Below are 23,968 nucleotides of genomic sequence, written 5' to 3' on the forward strand. Positions count from 1 at the left end.
GCGTCGGTGGCCTCGATCCGTTCGGCGAGGGCGACCAGGGCCCCGTCGATGAGCGCTTTCAGCTTCCCCAACCCGGCGGCGATCTCGATCGCGTCGGGGCCTTCGACCTGGTCCCAGGGGATCTCGGACAGTCCCTGGGCGGCCTGCACCGCAGTGGCTGCGGTGTCGGTGGCGCCGGGGGAGGTCATGCGCCCATCCTATCGAACACATGTTCGAACAGCAAGTCATTCCAGCCAACTGTTTCAGGCGGGGTCGTCCTCGATCCGCCCGCACATGCCGAGGACCGCGGGAGGGACTCGCGGTGTGCAGCACGCTACTGGCACGGCGTGCGCGGTTCCGCACGCGACTGTCGCGCATAGGGAGTAGCGGGCGAGCCCGCTCATGCTGCACCTACCGCGATCACGGCCGTGACCGGCGCAATGCCTCCGAGAACCCGCGAAGCCCTCACTCGTTCAGCGCGACTTCAGCGCGCCTTCAGCCGGACGGTGTCAGGGTGGGCAGGTGCGGATCCTGGTCGTCGAGGACGACAAGCAGCTCGCCGCCGCGCTGCGACGCGGCCTGGAGCAGGAGGGGTACGCCGTCGACGTGGCGCTGGACGGCGGGGACGGTGAGTGGTTCGCAGCCGAGAACGCCTACGACGCGATGGTCGTCGACGTGATGCTGCCGGGGCTGCCCGGCGACGAGCTCTGCGCGCGCCGTCGGACGGCCGGCGACTGGACCCCGATCCTGATGCTGACCGCTCGCAGCGGCCCGGAGCAGGAGGCCCGCGCTCTCGACGCCGGCGCCGACGACTTCCTCGCCAAGCCGTTCTCGTTCGTGGTGCTGACCGCGCGGCTCCGGGCGCTCCTCAGGCGCGGCCGCAAGGAGCGGCCGACGGTGCTCCAGGTAGGAGACCTGCGGCTCGATCCGGCAACACACGCCGTGTGGCGTGGCGAGGTTCCGATCGAGCTGACGCCCCGCCAGTTCGCGCTGCTGGAGTTCCTGATGCGGCGGGCGGACGAGGTGGTGCCGAAGGCCACGATCCTCGAGCACGTCTGGGACTTCGCCTACGACGGCCACCCCAACATCGTCGAGGTCTACATGCGGCAGCTGCGTCAGCGTGTCGACGAGCCGTTCGACCGGCGCTCGCTGCAGACGACGCGCCTGGTGGGCTATCGCGTCGTCGACGACGCCGAGGGCTCGCTGTGACGCACCGGCTCAGCCTGCGGCTGCGCGCCACGCTGATCGGGACCCTGCTCTTCGCGGTCCTGCTGGGCATCGGCAGCGTGCTGCTGGTCTCCACCCTCGAGCACCGGCTGACCGACGCGTCGGACGACGTGTCCCGCTCCCGGCTCTCGGACCTCCTCGACCTCGCAGGCTCGGGTGACCTCCCACCCACCCTGGGCGTAGGCGACAACGGCGTCGCGCAGGTCGTCGGCCCCGACGGGAAGGTGGTCGCGGCATCGGCGAACATCGATGGCCGCCCCGCGATTGCCGACCTCGCCGCCTCGACCTCGCCGGAGACCCGCACCTTCTCGGCTCCCGACGACCAGGAGATCGAGACCTACCGGTTCTGGTACGCCGAAGGCCCGAGCCCGAAGGGCAACGTCACCGTCTACGTCGGCGACAGCCTCGAGTCGGTCAGCGAGGCCTCCGCCGCCCTCCGCCGGTCGCTGTGGATCGGCGTACCGCTCGTCGTCCTCGCCCTCGGCGTCGTCATCTGGCTGCTGCTGGGCCGCGCCCTCGGCCGGCTCGACCGCATCCGTGCCGAGGTGGACCGGATATCCGAGGGAAACCTGGCCGCTCGGGTCGCCGGGGACGGTGTCGACGACGAGGTCGGCCGGCTCGCGGCGACGATGAACGCGATGCTCGACCGGGTCGAGCACGCCGTGCAGCGGCAGCGCGAGCTCGTCGCCGACGTGTCCCACGACCTGCAGAGCCCGCTCGCCGCCCAGCGGTTGTCGTTGGAGCTCGCGCTGGCCCAGCCCGGCGTGGTCGACACCGACCGGCTCCGGGCCGACGTGCTCGGCGCCACGGCGGACATGGAGCGGCTGGTCCGCGACCTGCTGGTGCTCGCGTCCCTCGACGCCGGCGCCACGTCCGAGCCCGTACTGCTCGATCTCGACGCCCTGGTCCTCGAGGAGGCGACGAGGAGCCGGGTCGGCACCTCGGCCCAGGTCGACACCTCGCAGGTCTCGGCCGCGCCGGCGTACGCCGATCCGGACGACGTACGGCGGATCGTGCGCAACCTGCTGGACAACGCCACGGCCCACGCGACCTCCCGTGTCGTGCTCACCGTCGATCTCGACGGCGACCGGGCCCGGCTGGACGTGGTCGACGACGGTCCGGGCGTGCCGCCGGAGCACCGGGACCTGGTCTTCGAGCGGTTCCACCGCGTCGACGCCGCCCGCAGCCAGGGCGGCGGCAGCGGCCTGGGACTCGCGATCGCACGCGGGCTTGCCGAGCGGGCGGGCGGCAGCGTGGAGCTGCTGAGCTCCCCCGGTGGCGCGCACCTGCGGCTGCTGCTGCCCTCGCGTCGTCCCTGAATGGGTGACGCGCGTTCAGGTCACCTTCAGCGAGCAGCGAGCAGGCTCGGCACATGCGAACCCTCACCACCGGCCTCGCGGCCCTGACCTGCCTCGCCACCGCCTCGATCGGCGCGGTGGTCACCGGCGCCGCCTCGACCGCATCAGCTCCGACCGCCTCCACCCCGGCGACCACGGTCTCGAGGGCGATGCCCTCGCCGAGCGACTTCGCGCACCCGAAGGCGAATCCGTGGTTCCCGCTCCGCCCGGGCACCGTCTGGCGGCTGCACGGCGTCGAGGAGGGGCAGCACTTCAACCAGCGCACCGCGGTGACGCACCGGCACAAGAAGGTCGCCGGCGTGCGCGTCACCATCGTCCGCGACGTCATCCGCCGGCGTGACGGCTCGATCGCCGAGCTCACCCATGACTGGTACGCCGCCACCGACACCGGCGCGGTCTGGTACTTCGGCGAGGCGACCGCGACCTACGGCCGCGACGGCCACCTGATCGACCGGGAGGGCTCGTGGCGAGCCGGCGTCCACGGCGCCGTCGCCGGTCTGATCATGCCCGCGCACCCGCACGTCACCGACGCGTTCCGGCAGGAGTACGAGCGGGGCGTCGCCGAGGACCAGGCCTGGATCGTCGAGCGCGGGGCTCGCGTCCGCACGCCCGCCGTCGACACCGGCCGCGGTCTGCGCTCCCTGGAGTGGGCGCGGCTCGAGCCGGGGGTGGTCTCGCAGAAGCTGTACGTCCGCGGCTACGGCATCGTCTCCGAGCGCGACCTCGGCGGCGGCCACGAGACCTACGAGCTGCTGAGCGTCAAGCGACCGTGAAGGCGCGGGAGCACCCGGTGAACTGCTGCAGCGCTCCGGACCGGTCCCGCGCGGCGCCGTGGTGCACGATCCGGTAGCGGCCCGGCGAGGTGTCGGCGGGCACGTCCCACGTGATCGTCGCCAGCGAGCCCGCGCGTCCCGCCCGCTCCCAGCGGAACGTCGTGCACCAGTCGCCGTCGTCCGCGACGCGCACCCACTCCTCGCCGACCAGCCGCTGGACCTCCAGGTAGGTGCCGCCGCGCCGCAGGTCGTTGTTCGGGTACGCCGACTCGAACGTCGCGGTGGCCGTCTCCCCCGGCCGGCAGTCCGCCGGCTGCTGCTGGACGGCGCCGAAGCCGGCGTCCGCGACGTCGGGCGGCGGGCTGCGCAGCCAGCTGGCGGGCTTGCCCGACTCCGGCGGCGGGCCGCCGTCGACCGGCCGGCCCTCGTGCATCGCGTTGGCCAGGCCGGCGACGACCTGCATCAGCGCCGGCAGCTCCCACCGTCCGAACAGGGTGCTGCCGCCCTCGTAGCGCTGCTCGACGTACTCCTCCGGTGTCGTCACGTAGTGCACGTAGGCGTTGCTGTAGCCGACCACGAGCACGTCGTCGAGGTCGGCGCCGACGATCGCGGCCACCGTGCGGCGCAGCCGCAGGCCGGCGACGATCGTCACCTCGGCCGGGATGCCGATCAGGTGGAGCCGGCCGAGGCGCAGCAGCTGCACCGGCACCCGCTCCTGGACGACGGCGCCGAGCCGGTTGAGGAGGCTGCCGGGGAGGACGATGCCCTTGGGCGCGTGCTGGTCGGCCAGCACCGGGTTCAGCCGGTAGGCCGCACGGGACAGGCCGTCCCACACCGGGTTGTGACGCCCCTGCCGGAACCCGGGGAACCCCTTGCCCTCGTCGGTGCCGGCGACCTGGGACGCGGCGACCATCGGGCGGCCGGTGCGGTGCGGCCGCCGGTCCGGCGTGAACTCCGGTCGCACGTGGACCCGGCCCAGGTCGACGTGCACCATCCGGTGGTCGATGCCCTCGCCGAGCGGCGCGAGGTCGCCCGCGAGCAGCGCGGCCGCGGCGTCGTACTGCCGCGTCCCGATGATCCGGGTGTTCTCGCGCTCGTCGTCGGTCGGGCCGCTGCCGACGTCGAGGTTGGGGCTCATGTCCCCGGCGTTGGTCTGCGCGAAGGCCGCGACGAAGCCGGGCTCCTCACCGGCGAGGTAGTTCTCGTCCTCGACCAGCCGCTCCCAGTGGTAGGCCGCGTAGCCCTTGTTGTCGCTGGAGATCAGCAGGTTGCGGTTGCTCATGCTGGTGCCGTGGGTGGCGAAGAAGTTGATCGCGGCCACGGGGCGGCCGTCCCGCACCACCCGCAGCAGCGTGGTCTGCGGGTCGATGGCGTCCGGGAACACCTCGCGGTCCTCGAACGGGTTCCGCTCGAAGGCCGATCGGGACCGGTTGACGCTCGCGTCCCGCAGCGCGCCGTGGCCGAGCGCGAGCTCCGCGGGCGCGACGTCCCGGTGCGCGGCCTCCACCGACTCGATGATGCCGTCGACGATCGCACCGAACGTCGCCGGCCGGAACCCGCTCGTCGTCGCGTTGTAGACCAGGTGCCCGCAGTAGCCGCCCGGGCCCGAGTGCGTGTGGGTCACCGTGATCAGGGTGTTCTGCTCGGTGTAGGTGTCGCCGAAGGTCTCGGCGAGGCGGCGCAGCACCTCGTCCGTGACGCTCTGCATCGGGAGCGGCAGCTCCGCCACGACGAGCAGCACCCGCCGCGCCCCGTCGTCGAGCACGAACGAGCGGCAGCGCTGCCGGAGGTGGATGCCGTGCGTGCGCTGGTCGGCCTTGCCGTAGCCGAGCATCCCGCAGTCGGCGGGCTCCCCCGTGATGTCGGCGATCCCGCGCCCGACCTGCCACGACGCTGCCATCGCCCACCCCCGCGGAGCTGTGGTGCCTCGCCCGGTGACGAGGGTCACTCGATATTGTACGGTTGTCCAAGTCGTCCGTCCCAGCCGGGGGACGTGCGCTGCACCGCCCAACGAGCGAGGACCGTCAGGAGCACGCCATGCCGGAGAAGACGCCTCCCCCGTGGCGGAACTGGGCCCGCACCGAGGAGGCCCGCCCGGCCCGGGTGCTGACGCCGCGCTCGGCCGGGGACGTGGCCGCGGCGGTCACCGACGCCGTACGGGACGGCCTGACCGTCCGCGCGATCGGCTCCGGGCACTCGTTCTCCGGCGCAGCCGTCGCGCCGGGTGTCCAGCTGCGGCCCGACGCCCTGGACGGCGTGCTCGCGATCGACCGCGACACCGGGGTGGTCCGGGTCGAGGCCGGCATCCCGTTGTACCGCCTGAACCCGGTCCTGCTCCGGCACGGGCTGGCGATGGAGATCCTCGGCGACATCGACCGGCAGACGATCGCCGGCGCGATCGCGACCGGCACGCACGGCTCGAGCAGGCACTTCGGCACGATCTCCACCCAGGTCCGCGCGCTCGAGCTGGTGCTCGCCGACGGCAGCGTCGTCGAGTGCTCCCCGAGCGAGAACGCCGAGCTGTTCGAGGCTGCCCGTACGTCGCTCGGGGCCTTCGGCGTGATCACGAAGGTGACCCTGCAGTGCGTGCCGCTCTACGCCCTGCGGGTCGTCGACGCGCCGATGCCCGTGGACGAGGTGCTCGAGCGCTTCGACGAGCTGGTCGACGAGAACGACCACTTCGAGTTCTTCTGGTTCCCGCACACCTCGACCGCGATCACCCGCCGGTTCCAGCGGCTGCCGGGCGACACCGAGCTCGCGCCGATGAGCCGGCTCACCCGCGCCATCGACGACAAGATCATCACCAATCTCGGCTTCGACGCCCTGCTGCGGTTCGGCACCGCCGCGCCACGCACGGTCCCCGCGATCACCCGCCTGGTCACGAAGTCCCTGGGCGCCCGCGAGTTCACCGACCTCGCCCCGAACGTCTTCGCCTCCGAGCGCAACGTCCGCTTCAAGGAGGGCGAGTACGCCGTCCCGCGCGCGGCCGCCGTCGACTGCCTGCGCGAGCTGAGGCGGCGCATCGACGCGAGCGACGAGAAGGTGTCCTTCCCGTTCGAGGTGCGCCACGTGCGGGCCGACGACATCCCGCTGTCGGTCGCGCACGAGCGCGACGTCGTGCCGATCTCCTTCCACCAGTACCACCGGATGCCCCACCAGTCCTTCTTCTCCCTCTGCGAGGACGTCCTCGGCGCCGCTGAAGGTCGCCCGCACTGGGGCAAGATCCACCGGCTCGACGCCGACGCGCTCCGCGGGCGCTACAAGCGGTTCGACGACTTCGTCGGCCTCCGCGACCGGCTCGACCCGACCGGCGTCTTCGCGAACCCCTACCTCGACCGGGTCCTCGGCCCGGTCCCCGAGGCCCCCGAGGCACGGTCATGAGCGTCCTCGCCGAGCGCGCCGGCACCCGTGTCCGCGCCACGTTCGACGAGCTGACCGCAGCCACGGAGGCGCTCGAGCCGCCGTACGGCGTCCTGGACGTCGCGGCGCTGCGGGCCAACGCGGCCGACCTGGTCCGCCGCGCGGGCGGCAAGCCGATCCGCGTGGCGAGCAAGTCGATCCGCGTCCGCGAGATCGTCGAGGACGTGCTGGCCCTGCCCGGCTACGAGGGCGTGCTCGCGTTCACCCTCCCGGAGGCGCTGTGGCTGGCGGAGACCGTCGACGACGTCGTGGTCGGATATCCCACGGTCGACCGGCAGACCCTTCGCCGCCTCGCGACCGACGAGCGGCTCGCCTCCCGGGTCACGCTGATGGTCGACAGCGCCGAGCTGCTGGACCTCACCGCGGCCGTCGTCGGCCCGGACGGCCCACCCGTCCGGGTCGCGATCGAGCTGGACGCCTCGCTGCGGCTGGCCGGCGGCCGGGTGCACCTCGGCGCGCGCCGCTCCCCCGTGCACACGCCCGGCCAGGCGGCCGCACTCGCCCGGACGATCGTCGCGCACCCGCGGTTCCGGCTGGTCGGGATGATGGCCTACGAGGGCCAGATCGCCGGGCTCGGCGACAACCAGCCCTCTCCGTCGCGGTTCGCCGTACGGGCGGTCCAGCGCACCTCCGCCGCGGAGCTCGCCGAGCGCCGTGCCGAGGCGGTCGCGGCCGTGCGCGCGGTCGCGCCGCTCGAGTTCGTCAACGGCGGCGGCACCGGCAGCCTCGAGTCGACCTGCGCCGAGGAAGCCGTCACCGAGGCGGCCGCTGGGTCCGGGCTGTTCGCGCCGCGGCTGTTCGACCACTACACGCGCTTCCGTCCGCAGCCCGCGGCCTACTTCGTGCTCCCGGTCGTACGGCGACCCTCGCCCCGCCACGCCACCGTGCTCGGCGGCGGCTGGGTCGCGTCCGGCCCCACCGGCAAGGACCGGCTCCCCACGCCGGTCTGGCCCGCCGGGCTCCGGCTCGTGCCGACCGAGGGCGCCGGCGAGGTGCAGACCCCGCTCACCGGCGACGCCGTCGCCCGCCTCCGGGTCGGCGACCGGGTGTGGTTCCGCCATGCGAAGGCCGGCGAGCTGTGCGAGCGTGTGGACGAGCTGCACCTCGTCGACGATGCAGCCGTGGTCGGTGCCGTGCGCACCTACCGCGGGGAGGGGAAGGCGTTCCTGTGAGCACCGCACCGGCGCTGCCCGCCGTGACCACGGCGCACCGCGCCGCCCGCGTGTCCACCTTCGCGGGCTTCGGGATCCAGGGGTTGCTCTTCGCGTCGCTCATCACCCGGCTGCCGACGATCAAGGACCGGTTCGACCTCTCCGACTACGAGGTGCTCGCCGTCCTCGGCGCGGTCGCGGTCGCATCCGCGGTCGGCAGCGTCATCGCGGGCTACGCCTCGGCCCGGTTCGGCAGCGGCGTCGTCCTGCGCCTGACCCTTGCCGCCTCGGCCGGGTTCGTCGTCCTCATCGCGGTCTCCGGCGACCTGCCCGTCCTGGTCGCGACGTGCTGCGGCTACGGCCTGTGCGTCGGCGCCATCGACGCCACCACGAACATGCAGGGCGTCGGCGTCCAGGACCTCTACGGCCGGAGCATCATGGTCGGCTTCCACGGCATGTGGAGCGCCGGCGCCGTGGTCGGCGGGGTCTACGCGACGATCACGCTCGAGCTCGACTGGGCGCTGCTGCCCTCGCTGCTCGCCGTCGCCGTCGCTGCGGTGGTGCTCAATGCCGTGCTCTGCCGGAACCTGCTGCGGCACGACCCGGTCGACGGCCACGCCGAGACCATCGCGGAGGCCGTGCACGTCACCGTCCCGTGGTGGCCGGTGCTGCTGCTCGCCGTACCGACCTTCGCGATGTGGTTCCTCGACGCCTCCACCTCCGCGTGGGGCGGCATCTACCTCACCGACGGACTGCACGCCTCCGACAGCGCTGGGCCGCTCGCGTTCACCGCCTACCAGGCGCTGCTCCTGCTGACCCGGCTGTTCGGCGACGCCGTGGTGCGCCGGTTCGGCGCCGTCACCACGATCCGCGCCAGCGGCGCGGTCGCTGTTCTCGCGCTGGTCCTCATCGTCGCCGCCCCGACGGTCGGGCTCGCCGTCGTCGGCTTCGGTGTGCTCGGCGCCGGCGTCGCCATGGTTCCCCCGCTCTCGATGGTCGCCGCCGGGCACCTCGACGGGGGCGGGGGCCAGGCGCTGGCCCGCGTGAACGTCTCCAACTACGTCGGCTACCTCGTCGCCGCCCTGGGCATCGCGCTCGTCGCCGAGCTGATCAGCCACCGGGCGATGTTCCTGCCGCCGCTGCTGGTCGCGCCGGTCCTCATCCTGATGGCGACCCAGTTCCGGCCGCGGACCGGGGCGGCCCGATGACGGACTTCCCGGTCCTCCCGGCGGACTTCACCTACGGCGTCGCGACCGCGGCCTACCAGGTGGAGGGCGCCGTCGACGAGGGCGGTCGCGGCAGGTCCATCTGGGACACGTTCTGCGCCGAGCCGGGCCGGATCCGCAACGGCGACACCGCTGCCGTCGCGTGCGACCACTACCACCGCCACGCGGAGGACGTCGGGCTGATGGCACAGCTCGGCGTCGACGTCTACCGGTTCTCCGTCGCCTGGCCGCGCATCCAGCCGGACGGGTCCGGGCCGGCCAACGCCGAGGGCCTCGACTTCTACGACCGGCTCGTCGACGAGCTGCTCGCCGCGGGCATCACCCCGGCCGCGACGCTCTACCACTGGGACCTCCCGCAGGCGCTGCAGGACGCCGGCGGCTGGCTGTCCCGCGACACCTCGCACCGGCTGGCGGAGTACGCCGATCTGGTCGCGCGCCGGCTCGGCGACCGCGTGGGCTTGTGGATGCCCCTCAACGAGCCGGTCGTCGTCACGATGTTCGGGCACGCGCTCGGCACCCACGCTCCCGGGCTGGCGCTGGGGTTCGACGCGCTGCCGGTCGTCCACCACCTGCTGCTCGGGCACGGGCTCGCGGTCGAGGCGCTCCGCGGCGCCGGTGTCGACCGGATCGGCATCGCCAGCAACCACCAGCCCGCGTGGGCTGCGTCCGCCGACCCCGCCGACCGCGACGCCGCCGACCTCCTCGGCACCCTCACCAACTGGCTCTTCGCCGACCCCGTCCTCCGCGGCGCCTACCCCGAGGGCTTCGCGGACGCGATGCCCGGCCCGGTCGCCGAGGACCTGGCAGTGATCTCCGCCCCCCTGGACTGGTACGGCGTCAACTACTACCAGCCCGTCCTCGTCGGCGCGCCGGGCCGCGGTGGCGCCGGTTCGCCGGCCCTCGAGGGCGCCGTCGCTGCCGGTCTCCCCTTCGAGCCGATGCAGATCCCGGACGTCCCGACCACCGACTTCGGCTGGGCGATCGTCCCCGACGGGCTGCGGGAGATGCTGGTGGCCCTGCGCGACCGGTACGGCGACGCGCTGCCGCCGCTCTACGTCACCGAGAGCGGCTGCTCCTTCCACGACGTCGTCGGCGCCGACGGCCGGGTGGCGGACCAGGCGCGCATCGACTACCACGACGCGCACCTCCGGGCGGTCGCCGACGCGATCGCGGCCGGCGTCGACGTACGCGGCTACTTCGCCTGGTCCCTGCTGGACAACTTCGAGTGGGCCGAGGGGTACGCCGAGCGGTTCGGGCTGGTCCACGTCGACTACGACACGCTCGCGCGGACCCCGAAGGAGTCCTTCCACTGGTTCCGGCGGCTGCTCGCGGCTCGCTAGGACAAGCCGATCCTCGGTCGGCTCCGAATCACCTGTGCGAACTCGCGACGACCCGTCGCTCGAGGACGACCGACCACCGAAGGGCCAGGCCCGACATGGAACACGACGTGCCCACCACGACCAGGCGGCGACACCTGCTCACCGACGTTCAGCTCGCCTCGCACGCGGGCGCCACCGCGGAGGACCTGACGCACGGTCACCGGGACGGCAACGGGCTCCGAGCCCACCGGACCTACATCATCGTGGTCTCCCTGGTCGCTCTCGTCCTCCTCGGCGTCGCCATCGCGGCGGCGAGCGGCTCGATGTGACCTGACGGACCGCTCCGTCGCCCCGTCGATCCGACCTAGCCCCGGTCGCGCAGACCGACCAGGCCGTCCCGGATCCAGGCCCTCGCCGTGCTGAGCGATACTCCGGTGGCCTGAGCGATCTCGGCGTCGGTGCATCCGCCGAAGTAGGCAAGGTCGACCACCCGTCGTTGGACGGCGGCCACGTCGGCACCCCCGGCTGCGTCGGACGGATCGGTCGCGAGGTCAGCACAGCGGTCGTCGCGACCGCGCTCGGTCGCGCGAAGCCGGTCGACGGCGCGCCGATGGGCCGTCATCATCAGCCAGGACATCCCGGACCCCGTCGATCCGTCGTACCGGACCGCCGTTCTCCACACCTCCAGGTACACGTCCCGGGTGATCTCCTCGGCGAGCGCTCGATCGCGGACCACCTGGAGGACCAGCCCCAGCACGCGTTCCGACGTCTCGTCGTAGAGGTCGGCGAGCCCGCCCTTGTCGCCGCGCGCGGACCGGGACAGGTGACCGGAGACGACGTCGTCGTCGCTCGACTCCGGACGGTCCCGCGATGCTCCTCGAACCATGTCCCCTCCGCGCACTGCACGCGCTGCCGGGGTCTGGGGAGCGCCATCTGATCTGGCTGCTCCCACGGTAGCGCGCGCCCGGCTGCGCGCCGCGCGCTAGGAGACCGGCTCGGCCTGGTCGAGCAGGTAGGTGACCGCGCAGTCGAGCGCCTGGCGCGCGAGCCGGTCGTCCCCGCCCTCGTTGAGCCACAGCAGCGTCACCCCGTCGACCATGGCGGTCAGGTAGCGCGACAGCACCGGGACCGGCACGCGCCAGGTCACCCCGGCGCCCGAGGCCAGCAGGTCGAGCACCGCGGTGAACGACTCGATGTACTTCTCGTACTGCGTCCGTGCCATGTGCTCCAGGCCGGCCTGCCGAACGGCGTAGGACGTGAGCTCGTAGGTCACCCGGTGCTCGTCCGGGTTCGCGACCACGTGCCGCCAGTAGGCGTTGACCGCTCCGTCCAGCCGCTCCTGCAGCGTGCCCGGGCGGCGCAGCTCGTCGAGAGCGGGCTCGACGGTGTGCCCGGCGATCGTCTCGATCACCTGGTTGAGCAGCTCCTCCTTGGAGCGGAAGCAGTAGTGGAAGACGCCCAGCGGCATCTCCGCCTCGGCGACGATCGAGCGGACCGTCGCCTTCGCGACGCCGTCGCGCACCATCACCCGGATGGCCGCCTCGACGAGCAGGTCGCGACGGGTGTCGGCCGATACGCGGGGCATGCGTCCAAGACTAGCGTCCGAGACGGGGTGCGACGGGGCTGCCGTGGCAGGATGACCCGCGCCTGCTCGCGCAGCTCCCACGAGAGACAGGGGTGTCGGTTGAACTCCGACCGGATCTACAGCGTGCTCGTCCCCGTGCTCCGCTCCACCGTGAAGTCGCGGATGGGCGCCGGGCGCCGGCGGTACTTCGACGCGGTGCCGGTGCCGCCGGGCCGGGTGCTCTTCATCGGCGACAGCATCACCGAGGGCGGCCTGTGGGGCGACCTGTTCCCCGAGCTCGCGACGTCGAACCGCGGGATCGGCGGCGAGGCGACCTACGACCTGCTCGAGCGCGTCGACGCCGCGATCAACGCGCCGGTCGCGGTCTCGCTGATGATCGGCACCAACGACCTGCACGGGCCCCGGCGCTTCCGCGAGACAGCCCAGATCGCCGCTCGGCTGGAGGAGATCGTCCGGCGGATCCGCGACCGGGCGCCGGCCGCGACGCTGCTGGTGAACCCGGTCCTCCCCCGCACCGCGTACTTCGCGCCGCGGATCCGCGAGCTCAACGCGCGGTACGCCGACGCGGCGGCCCGCCACGGCGCGACGTACGTCGACCTGTGGCCGAGGTTCGCGGCCGACGACGGCGCGATCCGTGCGGAGTACGCCCGCGACAACCTCCACCTCACACCCGCCGGCTACCTCGCCTGGGCCGAGGAGCTCCGCCCCCACCTGGCGCCGTTCGGGGCCAAGGAGCCTGCGTGAGCGTGACTGGCGGCGGGGTCATCGGGGTACCTCAACGGCATGGCTGACCCCACGATCGCGGTGCTCGACGTCGACGGGACCCTCGTCGACTCCAACTACCACCACGCGCTCGCGTGGTACCGCGCGCTTCGCTCGGTCGGCGAGACGTTCCCGGTGTGGCGGCTGCACCGGCTGATCGGGATGGGCGGGGACAAGATCGTCGAGACCCTCGGCGGTGAGGACCTCGAGCGGCGGATCGGCGAGCAGGCCCGCGAGCAGCAGGGCAAGGAGGCCGATGCGCTGCTCGACGAGATCTCGCCGCTGCCGGGTGCCCGCGACCTGCTCGTCGCCATCAAGGAGCGCGGTCACCCGCTGGTGCTCGCCAGCTCGGGCCAGCAGCGGCACGTGGACTTCGCCCTCGACCTGCTCGACGCCCGCGAGCTGGCCGACGCCTGGACCTCCAGCGACGACGTGGACTCCTCCAAGCCGGAGCCGGACCTGCTGCAGGTCGCGCTCGAGAAGCTCGGCGTCGCGGCGGACACCGCCAGCGTCATGGTCGGCGACGCCGTGTGGGACGTCGAGGCGGCGAAGCGGGCCGGGATGCCGGCGATCGTCGTACGCTCCGGGGGCTTCGGCGACGACGAGCTGAGGGACGCCGGGGCGGTCGCGATCTTCGACACCCCCGGCGACCTCGAGCAGGCGCTGGACGACACCCCGCTCGCCTGACGCGGCGGCATAGTCCTTCGGGGGGATCCGGACCGACCGAACGGCCCGAGTAAAGCGAAAGAGCCGAACCGGAGCCGCAGCGTTCCGATACTTGAGAAGTCCTGCTCAGACGCACCCGAGAGTCCTCATGACCGCCCTGCTGGCCCGATTCCGCACGTGGAACAGCTGGTGGTTCGACCTCGCCGTCTGCACCGTGGCTGCGGTCGTCCTCTCCGCCGCCGTGACGGCCGCCGCCCGGGACAGCTTCGACATGCCCTGGCAGGCCCTCGCCGGCATCCCGCTGATCCTGGTCGTCGCCCGGTTCCCGATCATCCTGGAGACCCGCGACGGCGGCATCGAGGTGGGCTTCGACTCCAGCATCCTGATGTTCCTGCTGTGCACGCTGGACATCCACGACGCCCTGGTCGCCTGGGGCGCGGGTGTCCTGCTCACCCAGCTGACGTCCGCGAAGAGACCGAGTGCGAAGCTCTTCAACATCGGCGTCGGGATCGTCGCCGGATGGATGACCTCGGTCGCGCTCACGACCTTCCGCGGCACCGCCCTGGACACGCCGCGCGAGCTCGCCGCCGTCGCGGTGGCCGCGGCGACGTACTTCGCGACCGACTACGTCCTGTCGGCCGTGACCGTGTCGCTCCGCTCGGGAAGCCGCGTACGTCGCCAGCTGCTGCAGCCGGGCAGCCTGCTCGCGGTCGGCTGCTTCGTGCCGTTCGACACGCTCGGCTACCTCGCCGCGGTCGTACAGCGCACCGCCCCGGCGTGGATGCTGGTGCTGCTCGCCGTCCCCCTGGTGACCCTCCTGGTCGCGACCCGGGCGCTGACCCGCGGGCGTGAGAACGCGCGCCGCCTCTCCGTCCTCTTCGACGCCGCGGTCCGCGCCCAGACCCTGACCGACCGCGAGCAGGTGGAGCGCGCGGTGGTCGAGGACGCGGCCCGGCTGCTGCGGCTCGAGGACGTCGAGCTCCGCTCCCGCCGTCCCAGGCCCGGCGAGGTCGGCGCCGAGTTCGACGACGGCGACGGGCGCCGGTGGATCGTCGCGAGGGCGATGGAGCGCGCTCGCTCCACGGTCGACGCCGACCGGCACGCGCTGCAGGCGCTCGCCGCGGTCGCGTCCGACGCGCTCGCCCGGCTCGCGATCACCCGGGAGAAGGTGCACGTCGCGCGGCACGACCCGCTCACGGACCTCCCGAACCGCGGCATCCTGCTCGACCGCACCGACCAGGCGCTGACCCGGGCGCGGCAGCAGGGCACCTCGGTCGCCCTGCTCTTTGTCGACCTCGACGGCTTCAAGCCGGTCAACGACCGCTTCGGCCACGCGGCCGGGGACGACGTGCTCGTCGAGGTCGCCGGCCGGATCCGCCGGTGCATCCGGGACACCGACACCGCGGCCCGCCTGGGCGGCGACGAGTTCGCGGTGCTCCTCGAGGACGTCGACCTCCGCTCCGTCGTGACGATGAGCGAGCGCGTGCTCGCCACCATCCGCGAAGGGGTCGTCGTCGCCGGGCAGCTGATGCCGCTGAGCGCCAGCGCCGGCCTGGCGTACGCCGACAGCCGCGACACCGGCGAGGGCCTCCTCGGCAAGGCGGACCTGGCGATGTACGAGGCCAAGGCCCGCGGCAAGGACTGCCTGGTGCCCTACCAGCACACCCTCGGCGAGTCGCGGATGGAGCGGCTGGTAATGGTCGAGGACCTGCGCCGCGCGATCGCCGAGTCGCGGATCGACGTGGTCTACCAGCCGGTCGTGGCCACGGCGAGCGGGCTGACGATCGGGGTGGAGGCGCTGGCCCGCTGGGACCGCAACGGTCGCGCGGTCTCCCCCGACGTGTTCATCCGGCTCGCCGAGGACGCCGGGCTGATCATCGGCCTGGGCGACGTCGTGCTGGCCAAGGTCAGGGAGGACGCCGCGGTCCTGCGCCGGACGGTCCCGGGCACGGTCACGATCGGCGTGAACATCTCCGCCCAGCAGCTGCGCGACCCCTCCTTCGTCGAGCGGATCGGCAGCACCGTGACCGCGATGGGGAGCAGCAAGCTGGTGCTGGAGATCACCGAGCGGGAGGGCATCCTCGCCGATGAGGGCGTGCTCGCCGCGATGCACGCGATCGGCGCGATGGGCGTCAGCTTCGCGATCGACGACTTCGGCGTCGGCTTCTCCTCGGTGAGCTACCTCCAGCAGCTGCCCGTCCAGATCGTCAAGACCGACGGCTCGCTCGCCACGACCATCGACACCGACGAGCGGGCCTGCGCCCTGCTCCGCTCGGTGACGCTGATGGGCCGGGCGCTGGGCATCGACGTCGTCGTCGAGGGCATCGAGCGGGAGTCGCAGCTCGCGGAGATCGCACCCGGCGAGGGCCTCTACGTGCAGGGCTACCTGCTCCACCGCCCGATGTCCGTCGAGCAGCTGGTCGCCGTACTCCAGGCGGAGCGGGGCACCTCGGCCGCTTGACCCGGATCAGGCCCAGAGCGAGTGGTAGGCGTTCAACGCCGGCTGCCCGCCGAGGTGCGCGTAGAGCACCGTGGAGTCACGCGGGATCTCCGCACTGGTGACCAGGTCGATCAGGCCCGCGAGCGACTTGCCCTCGTAGACGGGGTCGGTGATCATCGCCTCGAGCCGAGCGCCGAGCCGCATCGCCTCCATCGTCGAGTCGACCGGGATGCCGTAGAGGTCGCCGGCCCAGCCCTCCAGCACCTGGATCTCGTCGTCGCGCAGGTCTCGGCCGAGCTCGATCAGCTCGGCGGTGTGCCGCGCGATCCGCGCCACCTGGTCCGTGGTCTTCGCGAGCGTCGCGGACGCGTCGATGCCCAGCACCCGGCGGCGTACGCCGGTCGCCTCCTCGAGCGCGGCGAAGCCGGCGATCATCCCGGCGTGGGTCGAGCCGGTCACGGTGCAGACGATGATCGTGTCGAAGTGCACGCCGAGCGCCTTCTCCTGCTCGGCGACCTCGAAGGCCCAGTTCGCGAAGCCCAGCCCGCCGAGCGGGTGCTCGCTCGCGCCCGCCGGGATCGGGTACGGCTTGCCGCCGGCCTCCTCCACCTCCCGCAAGGCGTCCTCCCACGACCTGCGGATGCCGATGTCGAACCCCGACGGGTCCAGCCGGACCTCGGCGCCCATCATCCGCGAGAGCAGGATGTTGCCGACCTTCTCGTTGACCGGGTCGTCCCACGGCACCCAGTGCTCCTGGACGAGACGCGCCTTGAGACCCAGGTGGGCGGCGACGGCGGCGACCTGCCGGGTGTGGTTGGACTGCACGCCTCCGATGGAGACGATCGTGTCCGCACCGCTCGCCAGGACGTCGGGGACGATGTACTCCAGCTTGCGCACCTTGTTGCCGCCGAACGCCAGGCCGCTGCTGACGTCCTCGCGCTTGGCCCAGATGTCCGCGCCGCCGAGGTGGTCCGTCAGCCGGGTCAGGCGGTGGACGGGGCTCGGCCCGAACGTGAGCGGATGGCGGGGGAACTCCTGGAGCCTCATCCGCCCATTGTCGCCGGAGACGTCAGGAGTGCGCGCGCGCCGACTGCCAGAGCCGTTTGCTCGCCGAGCGCTGCTTCTTCCCGCTGGAGGTCTTCGGCACGCTGTAGGGCGGCACCAGGAGCACGTCGCTCACGTGCAGGTCGTACTCGCGGAGCACCACGCTCCTGATCGCTGCTGCCACCTCGCGCTCGTCCGGCTCGCCGTCGACCTCGCTCACCAGCACGAGGCTCTCGAGCTCCGCTCCCGACTCGCCCTCCACCGCGAACGCGGCGCTCCCGCCCAGTCGGAGCGCCTCGTGGGCGAGCTCGGTGCTCTGCTCGATGTCCTGCGGGTAGATGTTCCGGCCGCGGATCACGATCAGGTCCTTGGCACGACCGCAGATGACGACCGCGCCGTCGTGGAGGAACGCGAGGTCGCCGGTCCGGAGGTAGGGGCCGGTCCCGTCCGCGAGGTGGGCGCCGAAGGCCTCCTTCGTCGCTTCCTCCCGGCGCCAGTACCCGGGGCTGACGCTCGGTCCGCGCAACCAGAGCTCCCCGACCGCGTGCGGCTCGGACTCGATGAAGGTGTCGGGGTCGACGATGCGCGCGTCGTACCCGCTGCCGAGGACGCCGTCCGTGCACAGCTCCCGTACGTCGGGCTCGCCCTCCTCCCGCAGCACGAGCTGGTGCTTCTCGAGGGCGTCGGCGTCGACCCACAGGACCGTGCCGGGGTCGCCCGGCGGGGTTGCGGAGACCACGACGGTCGCCTCCGCCAGTCCGTAGCCCGGGCAGTGCGCGCCCGGCGGGAACCCGCTCGGAGCGAACGCCTCGAGGAACCGGTCGCGGGTACGCCGGCGGACGGGCTCGGCACCGTTGATGAAGGTGACGGCACTGGAGAGGTCGAGGGCCGCTCGCTCCTCGGGCGTCGAGCGGTCGACGCAGAGGTCGAACCCGAAATTCGGGGAGCACGAGTGGGTGCCGCGGTAGCGGTCGACCGCTCGCAGCCAGGTCAGCGGACGGCGGATGAACGCGCTCGGCGGCATGATCACGGACTTCATCCCGAGCCACACCGACGTCAGCGCCCCGGTGACCAGGCCCATGTCGTGCGTGAGGGGACACCAGGAGACGTTCACCGAGTCGGGCGTCATCGCCAGGACCTCGCGGGACACCTCCAGGTTGGCGGCCAGGTTGGCGTGGGTGACAGTGACACCGCGGGGCTCGCTCGTCGAGCCGGAGGTGTACTGCAGGTAGGCGATCTCGCGCTCGGCGGCCGGCGGGACCGGATCCGCCGAGGCCGCGTCCTTCAGGTGGACCACGGGCAGGTTGCCCTCGGTGAGCTTCTCGAGCACGGCCACCTCGGCGGGTCCCTGGGGCGTCGCGGCGACGACGGCCACCGCTCCCGCGTTCGCCCGCACCGGCTCCAGCCGGCTGTGCAGGTGGTCCGGCCGACGGGGGAAGGAGATGGGGGCGGCGATGACGCCGGCCCACATGCAGCCGAAGAGACCGACGAGGAACTCGGCCGGCCGGGTGGCGATGAGCAGGACGACGTCTCCCGGGTGAAGCTCTTTCGCCTCGAGGAGGCCGGCGAGCTGCGCTGCCTGCGTCTCCAGCTCGGCGGCCGTCAGCCGGGCCGACTCGGCGACGCCGTCGAGGAGCTCGACGTACAGGAGCCGATCGGGCTGGGTCTCGGCCCACTCGGCCAGGCGCTCCACGATGTCGGTCCCGCTCGGCAGCCCGTCTTGCGCGGGCGCGCTCGGAATCGCCATGTCCATCCGTTCCCCATGATCGGCCTGAAGCTCGGATCATGGCACGGTCCGGATCGCGGCGCGGGAAACCTGCAGAAACCGGTCCCGGGCCTCAGCCGGAGGTTCGCCGCAGGGCGTGGCGCCGGCGGATGGGCGCCGCATGCGGGCCCAGGACCGGCCCGAGGAGAGCGAATCCGGCGAGCACGCATGCCGACTCGATCCCGGCTGCCACGCCCGAGCCAGCCGTCGTGCCGTGGTCGAGGTGGTTCCACCAGAACGCCCCGCCTGCAGCAACGAGCGTCGTCGCCACCAGGATCACGCTCGGTCGTGAGAGCCGACCCCGAGCCGGACGATCGCCGGCCGTCCGGCGGGCAAGCCGGGTGAGGTCGTCCAGCGGCGCACGGACGGTGCGCGCCCGATCCTGGCGGTGCGGCCGCGCCAGGCGGGCGGCCCGGACGAGAGCGATCGAGGCGATGGCTGCCGTCGCTGGCCCGAGCAGGATCCGCCACACGTCCGTGCTCCCGGTGACGCCGCCCCCGGCCGCGAACATCGTGACCAAGGCGAACCCCAGAGCCACCGAGTTCCGACGACACAGCAGCATCACGTCAGCGGGGGTGCCGCCCTCGTCGCGCATCGCAACCGCACGCAGTCCCGCGAGGAGAACCGCGACCGCGGTGGTCTGCGCCGATGCGAAGAACAGGACCGCCCACCCCGGCGGTGCCGAGACGCCGGGATCCGCTGCCTGGATCATCATCAGTGTCGAGGCTCCGACAGCGAGCACAGCGGCTGCCGTCAGGACGGTGGCGGCTCGGGAACCCCCTACGGCGACCTCCAGCTCGAAGTCTCGAACCCTCTCCGCAACCGTCCCGAAGCGCCGTACGGCTTCGTCAGGACCACGGACAGCGCTCGCAGCCGCAAGATGCTCACGGCACTCGGCGACGAACCGCCTCCGGCGTCGGCCGCGGACCCGCAGAGCCGCGTCGATCTCTGCCATGTACCTGGCCTCGGCGTTCATGCGAGCACGCTATCCAGACACTCTGGGTGTCGACCTCGGTCGCACACGATCTTCACGAACCCTGCACGTTCGCCTCCCGTCCGGGCCCGGGCACCCTGCGAACGATCGCCAGGCGATCGGTCTTCACAAACACTCAGGCCCGGGATTCGCTCTGAATCCCGGGCCTGGGCTTGGTAGCGGGGGCAGGATTTGAACCTGCGACCTCTGGGCGAGATCGGACGCTACGGAGTGGCTTGGAAGATCGCGGATCTCCTCGGGTTTACACGGGAAGACCTCACAGTCCACTTCGGATTGTAACGGGGTGGCATGGGATCGTGGCCGACTGTTCGTGGCCGGTTCGTGGCCGCTGGTTCGAATCCTAGGGTCCCGGCGCGTACATGATCACGCTGACGCCGGCGAGGCAGACGAGAGCACCGATGACGTCGTAGCGGTCGGGCTTGAAGCCGTCCATCGCCATCCCCAGGCGAGTGAGCCGGCGATGAAGACGCCCCCGTAGGCGGCGAGGATGCGGCCGAAGTGTGCGTCCTCCTTGCCCTCAACGTGCGCGACCTAGACTCACCATTGTGAGCCGCACTGTGATGCAGCGTATCCACAACCCTCGCAACCGCGAGTGTGGATGCGACGCCGACTGCTGGTGCCGCCGTACCGCGGTCGGTCGGGCGGTCAAGTGGTGGTTCCCCGCCAGGCTGTTCGGGATTCACCACAAGAGTTCAGCCACGGCGCAGTGGAAGCGAGACCAGGACCTGGCCTAAGGCCGCCCGCTCACGTCGGCGCCCGGCTCTCAAAGTTGCCGCACTGACAGCGGGTCCGCTCTCATGCAGGGCGATGGCCGAGCCTCAGGGCCGCTCTTTGAGTCCCTGTTGGAGAAGGCTGATCATTTCTGCGATGCGGACCGGGCGTTGGTCGGGTTGGCGTTTTGTCGAGTCGATCCAGCGGAGCCACTTGGTTCGGTAGAACTGTGCGAGCGCGTCGAAGGAGGCTGCCGCTTCGGGGGCAGCATCGAGTGCTTGGGCGATGTCTGGGGCGAGGTCCGCGCGTTGGGGCCCCTCGGGTTCGAGCACGACTTCGATCGTTGCGCCGTCGGGAAGCGGGACCCGGCACCAGGCTGGCCCCAGCGCGATGACCGGCCCTGCGGCTCGCTTCTCGATGACACCGCGCATTCCGCGTCCATCCACCGATCCGTTGACCGGGTGGCGGGTCTTCGAGCCCCAGACCTGGTCGGGATCGAACGGGATCGGTACGAGGGTGCGACCGCGCTGGTCGACACTGACCGTGGTGCGGAATCGCTGTTGCCGGCTCATAGGTAGCGGCACACTTGGTCGGGCGGGCAGGTGTCGGGCTCGGCCAGTGCGGCGTTGTCGTGGAGCTCGGCGATCGTGCGGCGGAGATCGACCAGCTGGGCGATCTGGGCATCGAGGTCGCGGAGGCGTTCGGTGAGCAGGTCGCTGACGTGTCCGCACGGTGGCGTGCCGCTGTCGCGGATGCCGAGGATCTGCTTGATCTGGGCCAGCGTGAGGCCGGCGGCTTGCCCGCGGTGGATGAAGTCGAGTCGGCCCAGCATGTCGGGGGTGTAGTCGCGGTAGCCCGACGGGGTTCGGTCGGCGGCCGGGAGTAGGCCCTGATCCTCGTAGAACCTCAGCGTCTTGGTCGTCGTGCCGGTCGCCTCGGCGAGTTCACCGATCCTCATGGACGTTGGTCCCTCATGCGGCTTGACCTTCCCCTGCACTGGAAGGTCCAGTATGGCCGCGTACCCAGTCCGAACCAAGCCCCGGGAGGCGTTGATATGCCCGACATGAAGGTCGATCTCGCGATCGTGGGGTCCGGCGGCGCCGCCTTCGCTGCCGCCATCCACGCCACCAAGCTCGGCAGGTCCGTGGTCATGATCGAGCGGGCCACCTTGGGTGGCACGTGTGTGAACACGGGGTGCGTTCCGTCCAAGGCCCTGCTCGCTACGGCCGAGGTCCGGCACGTCGCGGGTGATGCCGGCCGGTTCCCGGGGATCGCCGCCTCGGCGGCGGACGTGGACATGCCCGCCCTCATCGCTGGCAAGCAGGCCCTGGTCGAGTCGATGCGCGCTGAGAAATACGCCGACGTGGCCGCGGCCTACGGCTGGCCGATCGTGCAGGGTGACGCGACCTTCACGGGCACCGGCGACGCCCCGGCGCTGGATGTGGCGCGGACCGATGGCACCACCGAGACCGTGGAGGCCGGCCACTACCTGGTCGCCACCGGGTCGCAGCCCTGGATCCCGCCCATCGATGGTCTGGCCGGACCAGAGAACCCCAGCGGGGTCGAGTACCTGACGTCCACCACGGCGATGGAGCTCGACGAGGTGCCCGAGTCGCTGCTGGTACTCGGCGGCGGGTACGTGGCGCTGGAGCAGGCGCAGCTCTTCGCCCGGCTCGGTTCGAAGGTGACCATGCTGGTGCGGTCCCGGCTGGCCTCGCGGGAGGAACCGGAGGCGTCCAAGGCGCTGATCGGGGTGTTCACCGACGAGGGCATCCGGGTAGTCCGCCGCGCCACGGCCACGTCGGTACGTCGTGACGAGACCACGGGCGAGGTGGTCGCCACCGCCACCGTCTCGGGCGGAACTCAGGAGTTCCGTGCCTCCCGGCTGCTGGTCGCGCTGGGCCGGCGCCCGGTCACCCACGGCCTGAACCTGGAGGCGGTCGACGTCAAGACCGGGGACCTGGGCGAGATGGTGGTCGATGACCGGCTGTCCAGCTCCAACCCGCGGATCTGGGCTGCTGGGGATGTCACCGGTCACCGCGAGTTCGTCTACGTCGCGGCATCCCACGGCACGATGATCGTCGAGAACGCCTTCGCCGGCGCCGACCGGGAGGTCGACTACCGACACCTGCCCCGGGTCACGTTCACCAGTCCCGCACTCGGCTCGGTCGGGATGACCGAGGCCGAGGTCCTGGCCGCCGGTATCGCGTGTGACTGCCGGGTGCTACCCCTGGAGTACGTGCCCCGGGCACTGGTCAACCGCGACACCCGCGGCTTCATCAAGATTGTCGCCGACGCCGCCACCGGGCAGATCCTGGGTCTGACCGCGGTCGCCAAGGACGCCGGCGAGCTCGCCGCCGCCGGGGTCTACCTCCTCGAAGCCGGCATGAGCGTCGATCAGGTCGCGCACCAATGGGCGCCCTATCTGACCATGGCCGAGGGCATAAAGATCGCCTGCCAGTCCTTCACGACCGAAGTCTCCATGCTCTCCTGCTGCGCCTCCTAACAACCCCGAAACTTCCGGAAGGATTCTGATGACCTCTCTCAGCGACGACCTCAACAACCGGCTGGTCTCCCCGAACGAATCCGGGCTCGACCCGGCCGTGCTGGTGCCGCTGCTGCGCCTGCTCGCGGCCGGAGAACCGGTCGCGGTGACCGACCTCGCCGACGCCGCCGGACTCACCGAGGAGGCCACCCGCACGGCCTTGGCGGCGACGCCGGAGACCGAGTACGACGACGAGGGCCACGTCGTGGGCCAGGGCCTGACGCTGCGGACCACCCGCCACCGGTTCACCGTGGCCGGGGAAGAGCTCTACACCTGGTGTGCCCTGGACACCCTGATCTTCCCCGTCATCATCGACAGGGCCGCGACGATCGAGTCGACCTCCCCGACCAGCGGCGGCACGGTCCGAGTGACCGCCACCCCCACCGGCGTGACCGCGGTCGAGCCGGCCACCGCGGTCGTGTCCCTGGTCAACCCCGAGGACCTGAGCTCGATCCGCTCATCCTTCTGCAACCAGGTCCACTACTTCACCTCCGCCGAGGACGCCCAGCCGTGGCTGGAGGCAAACCCGGGAGGCGAAATCCTCCCGGTCGCCGATGCCTACCGCCTGGCCACCGATCTCACCACCACGATGCTCGACCGCGTCGCCCCCGCAACCACACCCACCCCGAACGCGACCGCGAAGCACCCCTGCTGCTGATCTCCGCCACCCCAAGCCCACCAACCACAGCCGACCATCCAGCAAGGAACTAGCCATCATGAACAACGACAGGTCCGATTCGCCGGGACCGCCCGACGGGTCGGGACCGTCCGGGTTGCTGCTCGGATCAGGGATGGCCCTGTTCGCAGCGGTCTGCTGCGCCGGGCCCGCACTGATCGCAGCGGGCGCCCTGGGTGTCATCGGAGGCTGGCTGGGCAACACCTGGGTACTCGGCGCCGCGGTCGCCCTGCTCGTTGCGGCAGTCGTCTGGACCGTGACCCGCCGCCGCGGCACCTCAGATTCCGCGGCAGCCGACCGTGGTGCTCTTCTTCTCCGTCGAATGCG

At 71.9% G+C, this 23,968-nt stretch carries 22 protein-coding genes and 1 pseudogene; 13 read left to right on the top strand and 10 right to left on the bottom strand.

Going from position 1 to position 23,968, the window contains the following annotated elements; all coding sequences use genetic code 11:
* A partial coding sequence (locus ABD709_RS20795) for a hypothetical protein (RefSeq protein ID WP_344778979.1) occupies positions 1-188 on the bottom strand: 188 nt, incomplete at its 3' end.
* A 313-nt stretch (positions 189-501) separates the two neighbouring features.
* On the opposite strand from ABD709_RS20795, the gene ABD709_RS20800 reads away from it, so the two are divergent.
* From ABD709_RS20800 to ABD709_RS20810, 3 genes are read left to right on the top strand one after another with little or no spacing between them, the layout of a single operon-like run.
* Positions 502-1,188 carry a response regulator transcription factor gene (locus ABD709_RS20800; RefSeq protein ID WP_344778980.1) on the top strand — a complete coding sequence of 229 codons (687 nt, stop codon included), beginning with the start codon at positions 502-504 and terminating at the stop codon, positions 1,186-1,188.
* Positions 1,185-2,525 carry an ATP-binding protein gene (locus ABD709_RS20805; protein WP_344778981.1) on the top strand — a complete coding sequence of 447 codons (1,341 nt, stop codon included), beginning with the start codon at positions 1,185-1,187 and terminating at the stop codon, positions 2,523-2,525. Before ABD709_RS20800 ends, ABD709_RS20805 begins: the two co-directional genes overlap by 4 nt.
* Before the next feature lie 53 nt (positions 2,526-2,578).
* On the top strand, positions 2,579-3,337 hold the full coding sequence (locus ABD709_RS20810) for a hypothetical protein (protein WP_344778982.1): 759 nt from the start codon (positions 2,579-2,581) through the stop codon (positions 3,335-3,337).
* On the opposite strand, the gene ABD709_RS20815 is transcribed toward ABD709_RS20810, so the two are convergent.
* Positions 3,324-5,237, bottom strand: a complete 1,914-nt coding sequence (locus tag ABD709_RS20815) for a neutral/alkaline non-lysosomal ceramidase N-terminal domain-containing protein (RefSeq protein ID WP_344778983.1) — start codon at positions 5,235-5,237, stop codon at positions 3,324-3,326. The genes ABD709_RS20810 and ABD709_RS20815 overlap by 14 nt on opposite strands.
* A 137-nt stretch (positions 5,238-5,374) precedes the next feature.
* On the opposite strand from ABD709_RS20815, the gene ABD709_RS20820 reads away from it, so the two are divergent.
* The 5 genes from ABD709_RS20820 to ABD709_RS20840 all read left to right on the top strand — a co-directional run bounded on the left by ABD709_RS20820 (position 5,375) and on the right by ABD709_RS20840 (position 10,782).
* Positions 5,375-6,718, top strand: a complete 1,344-nt coding sequence (locus tag ABD709_RS20820; protein ID WP_344778984.1) for a D-arabinono-1,4-lactone oxidase — start codon at positions 5,375-5,377, stop codon at positions 6,716-6,718.
* Positions 6,715-7,929: an alanine racemase gene (locus tag ABD709_RS20825; RefSeq protein ID WP_344778985.1), complete on the top strand. Its 1,215-nt coding sequence runs from the start codon at positions 6,715-6,717 to the stop codon at positions 7,927-7,929. The genes ABD709_RS20820 and ABD709_RS20825 overlap by 4 nt, the downstream gene beginning before the upstream one ends.
* Complete coding sequence (locus tag ABD709_RS20830) at positions 7,926-9,116, top strand: MFS transporter (RefSeq protein ID WP_344778986.1); 1,191 nt, start codon at positions 7,926-7,928, stop codon at positions 9,114-9,116. Before ABD709_RS20825 ends, ABD709_RS20830 begins: the two co-directional genes overlap by 4 nt.
* Complete coding sequence (locus ABD709_RS20835) at positions 9,113-10,474, top strand: GH1 family beta-glucosidase (protein WP_344778987.1); 1,362 nt, start codon at positions 9,113-9,115, stop codon at positions 10,472-10,474. The genes ABD709_RS20830 and ABD709_RS20835 overlap by 4 nt, the downstream gene beginning before the upstream one ends.
* 107 nt (positions 10,475-10,581) lie before the next feature.
* A complete protein-coding gene (locus ABD709_RS20840) occupies positions 10,582-10,782 on the top strand; it encodes a hypothetical protein (protein ID WP_344778988.1) in 201 nt (66 codons plus the stop codon).
* Between the two features lie 35 nt (positions 10,783-10,817).
* On the opposite strand, the gene ABD709_RS20845 is transcribed toward ABD709_RS20840, so the two are convergent.
* Both ABD709_RS20845 and ABD709_RS20850 read right to left on the bottom strand, forming a co-directional pair.
* Positions 10,818-11,339 (bottom strand): sigma factor, encoded by a 522-nt coding sequence (locus tag ABD709_RS20845; protein ID WP_344778989.1) that lies wholly within the window; start codon positions 11,337-11,339, stop codon positions 10,818-10,820.
* 96 nt (positions 11,340-11,435) lie between these two features.
* Positions 11,436-12,038, bottom strand: coding sequence for a TetR/AcrR family transcriptional regulator (locus ABD709_RS20850; RefSeq protein ID WP_344778990.1), 603 nt, complete (start codon positions 12,036-12,038; stop codon positions 11,436-11,438).
* A gap of 99 nt (positions 12,039-12,137) precedes the next feature.
* On the opposite strand from ABD709_RS20850, the gene ABD709_RS20855 reads away from it, so the two are divergent.
* The 3 genes from ABD709_RS20855 to ABD709_RS20865 all read left to right on the top strand — a co-directional run bounded on the left by ABD709_RS20855 (position 12,138) and on the right by ABD709_RS20865 (position 15,927).
* Positions 12,138-12,782, top strand: coding sequence for a DUF459 domain-containing protein (locus ABD709_RS20855; RefSeq protein WP_344778991.1), 645 nt, complete (start codon positions 12,138-12,140; stop codon positions 12,780-12,782).
* A 39-nt stretch (positions 12,783-12,821) separates the two neighbouring features.
* Positions 12,822-13,487: an HAD family hydrolase gene (locus tag ABD709_RS20860; protein WP_344778992.1), complete on the top strand. Its 666-nt coding sequence runs from the start codon at positions 12,822-12,824 to the stop codon at positions 13,485-13,487.
* Positions 13,488-13,614: 127 nt separating this feature from the next.
* A complete protein-coding gene (locus tag ABD709_RS20865; RefSeq protein WP_344778993.1) occupies positions 13,615-15,927 on the top strand; it encodes a putative bifunctional diguanylate cyclase/phosphodiesterase in 2,313 nt (770 codons plus the stop codon).
* Between the two features lie 6 nt (positions 15,928-15,933).
* Here the strand turns inward: ABD709_RS20865 and ABD709_RS20870 are convergent, their stop codons facing one another.
* The 6 genes and pseudogenes from ABD709_RS20870 to ABD709_RS20895 form a co-directional block, all read right to left on the bottom strand.
* Positions 15,934-16,953 carry a 1-aminocyclopropane-1-carboxylate deaminase gene (locus ABD709_RS20870; protein WP_344778994.1) on the bottom strand — a complete coding sequence of 340 codons (1,020 nt, stop codon included), beginning with the start codon at positions 16,951-16,953 and terminating at the stop codon, positions 15,934-15,936.
* 22 nt (positions 16,954-16,975) lie between these two features.
* Positions 16,976-18,697, bottom strand: coding sequence for a fatty acyl-AMP ligase (locus ABD709_RS20875; RefSeq protein WP_344778995.1), 1,722 nt, complete (start codon positions 18,695-18,697; stop codon positions 16,976-16,978).
* Between the two features lie 91 nt (positions 18,698-18,788).
* On the bottom strand, positions 18,789-19,430 hold the full coding sequence (locus ABD709_RS20880) for a hypothetical protein (RefSeq protein ID WP_344778996.1): 642 nt from the start codon (positions 19,428-19,430) through the stop codon (positions 18,789-18,791).
* Between the two features lie 619 nt (positions 19,431-20,049).
* Positions 20,050-20,216: pseudogene (locus ABD709_RS20885) on the bottom strand (YnfA family protein); the annotation flags it as partial.
* A gap of 311 nt (positions 20,217-20,527) precedes the next feature.
* Complete coding sequence (locus ABD709_RS20890; protein WP_344778997.1) at positions 20,528-20,992, bottom strand: YdeI/OmpD-associated family protein; 465 nt, start codon at positions 20,990-20,992, stop codon at positions 20,528-20,530.
* Complete coding sequence (locus tag ABD709_RS20895; RefSeq protein WP_344778998.1) at positions 20,989-21,378, bottom strand: heavy metal-responsive transcriptional regulator; 390 nt, start codon at positions 21,376-21,378, stop codon at positions 20,989-20,991. The genes ABD709_RS20890 and ABD709_RS20895 overlap by 4 nt, the downstream gene beginning before the upstream one ends.
* A 15-nt stretch (positions 21,379-21,393) precedes the next feature.
* Between ABD709_RS20895 and merA the strand changes: the two genes are divergently transcribed.
* Entirely contained in the window at positions 21,394-22,926 is a 1,533-nt protein-coding gene (gene merA / locus ABD709_RS20900) for a mercury(II) reductase (RefSeq protein WP_425575212.1), read from the top strand.
* Between the two features lie 28 nt (positions 22,927-22,954).
* The gene (gene merB / locus ABD709_RS20905; protein WP_344778999.1) at positions 22,955-23,623 is read left to right on the top strand and encodes an organomercurial lyase MerB; all 669 of its coding nucleotides are present in this window, start codon (positions 22,955-22,957) and stop codon (positions 23,621-23,623) included.
* Positions 23,624-23,968: the final 345 nt, after the last annotated feature.

The organism is Nocardioides panacisoli, assembly GCF_039537325.1.
In the GTDB taxonomy this organism is placed as follows: Bacteria; Actinomycetota; Actinomycetes; order Propionibacteriales; family Nocardioidaceae; genus Nocardioides; species Nocardioides panacisoli.

Excerpts from the sequence above, each read along its gene's own strand:
- ABD709_RS20810 (WP_344778982.1), top strand. The coding sequence starts at position 2,579 with ATGCGAACCCTCACCACCGGCCTCGCGGCCCTGACCTGCCTCGCCACC.
- ABD709_RS20815 (WP_344778983.1), bottom strand. The coding sequence starts at position 5,237 with ATGGCAGCGTCGTGGCAGGTCGGGCGCGGGATCGCCGACATCACGGGG.
- ABD709_RS20820 (WP_344778984.1), top strand. The coding sequence starts at position 5,375 with ATGCCGGAGAAGACGCCTCCCCCGTGGCGGAACTGGGCCCGCACCGAG.
- ABD709_RS20825 (WP_344778985.1), top strand. The coding sequence starts at position 6,715 with ATGAGCGTCCTCGCCGAGCGCGCCGGCACCCGTGTCCGCGCCACGTTC.
- ABD709_RS20835 (WP_344778987.1), top strand. The coding sequence starts at position 9,113 with ATGACGGACTTCCCGGTCCTCCCGGCGGACTTCACCTACGGCGTCGCG.
- ABD709_RS20845 (WP_344778989.1), bottom strand. The coding sequence starts at position 11,339 with ATGGTTCGAGGAGCATCGCGGGACCGTCCGGAGTCGAGCGACGACGAC.
- ABD709_RS20850 (WP_344778990.1), bottom strand. The coding sequence starts at position 12,038 with ATGCCCCGCGTATCGGCCGACACCCGTCGCGACCTGCTCGTCGAGGCG.
- ABD709_RS20860 (WP_344778992.1), top strand. The coding sequence starts at position 12,822 with ATGGCTGACCCCACGATCGCGGTGCTCGACGTCGACGGGACCCTCGTC.
- ABD709_RS20865 (WP_344778993.1), top strand. The coding sequence starts at position 13,615 with ATGACCGCCCTGCTGGCCCGATTCCGCACGTGGAACAGCTGGTGGTTC.
- ABD709_RS20870 (WP_344778994.1), bottom strand. The coding sequence starts at position 16,953 with ATGAGGCTCCAGGAGTTCCCCCGCCATCCGCTCACGTTCGGGCCGAGC.
- ABD709_RS20875 (WP_344778995.1), bottom strand. The coding sequence starts at position 18,697 with ATGGCGATTCCGAGCGCGCCCGCGCAAGACGGGCTGCCGAGCGGGACC.
- ABD709_RS20880 (WP_344778996.1), bottom strand. The coding sequence starts at position 19,430 with ATGATGATCCAGGCAGCGGATCCCGGCGTCTCGGCACCGCCGGGGTGG.
- ABD709_RS20890 (WP_344778997.1), bottom strand. The coding sequence starts at position 20,992 with ATGAGCCGGCAACAGCGATTCCGCACCACGGTCAGTGTCGACCAGCGC.
- ABD709_RS20895 (WP_344778998.1), bottom strand. The coding sequence starts at position 21,378 with ATGAGGATCGGTGAACTCGCCGAGGCGACCGGCACGACGACCAAGACG.
- merA (WP_425575212.1), top strand. The coding sequence starts at position 21,394 with ATGCGGCTTGACCTTCCCCTGCACTGGAAGGTCCAGTATGGCCGCGTA.
- merB (WP_344778999.1), top strand. The coding sequence starts at position 22,955 with ATGACCTCTCTCAGCGACGACCTCAACAACCGGCTGGTCTCCCCGAAC.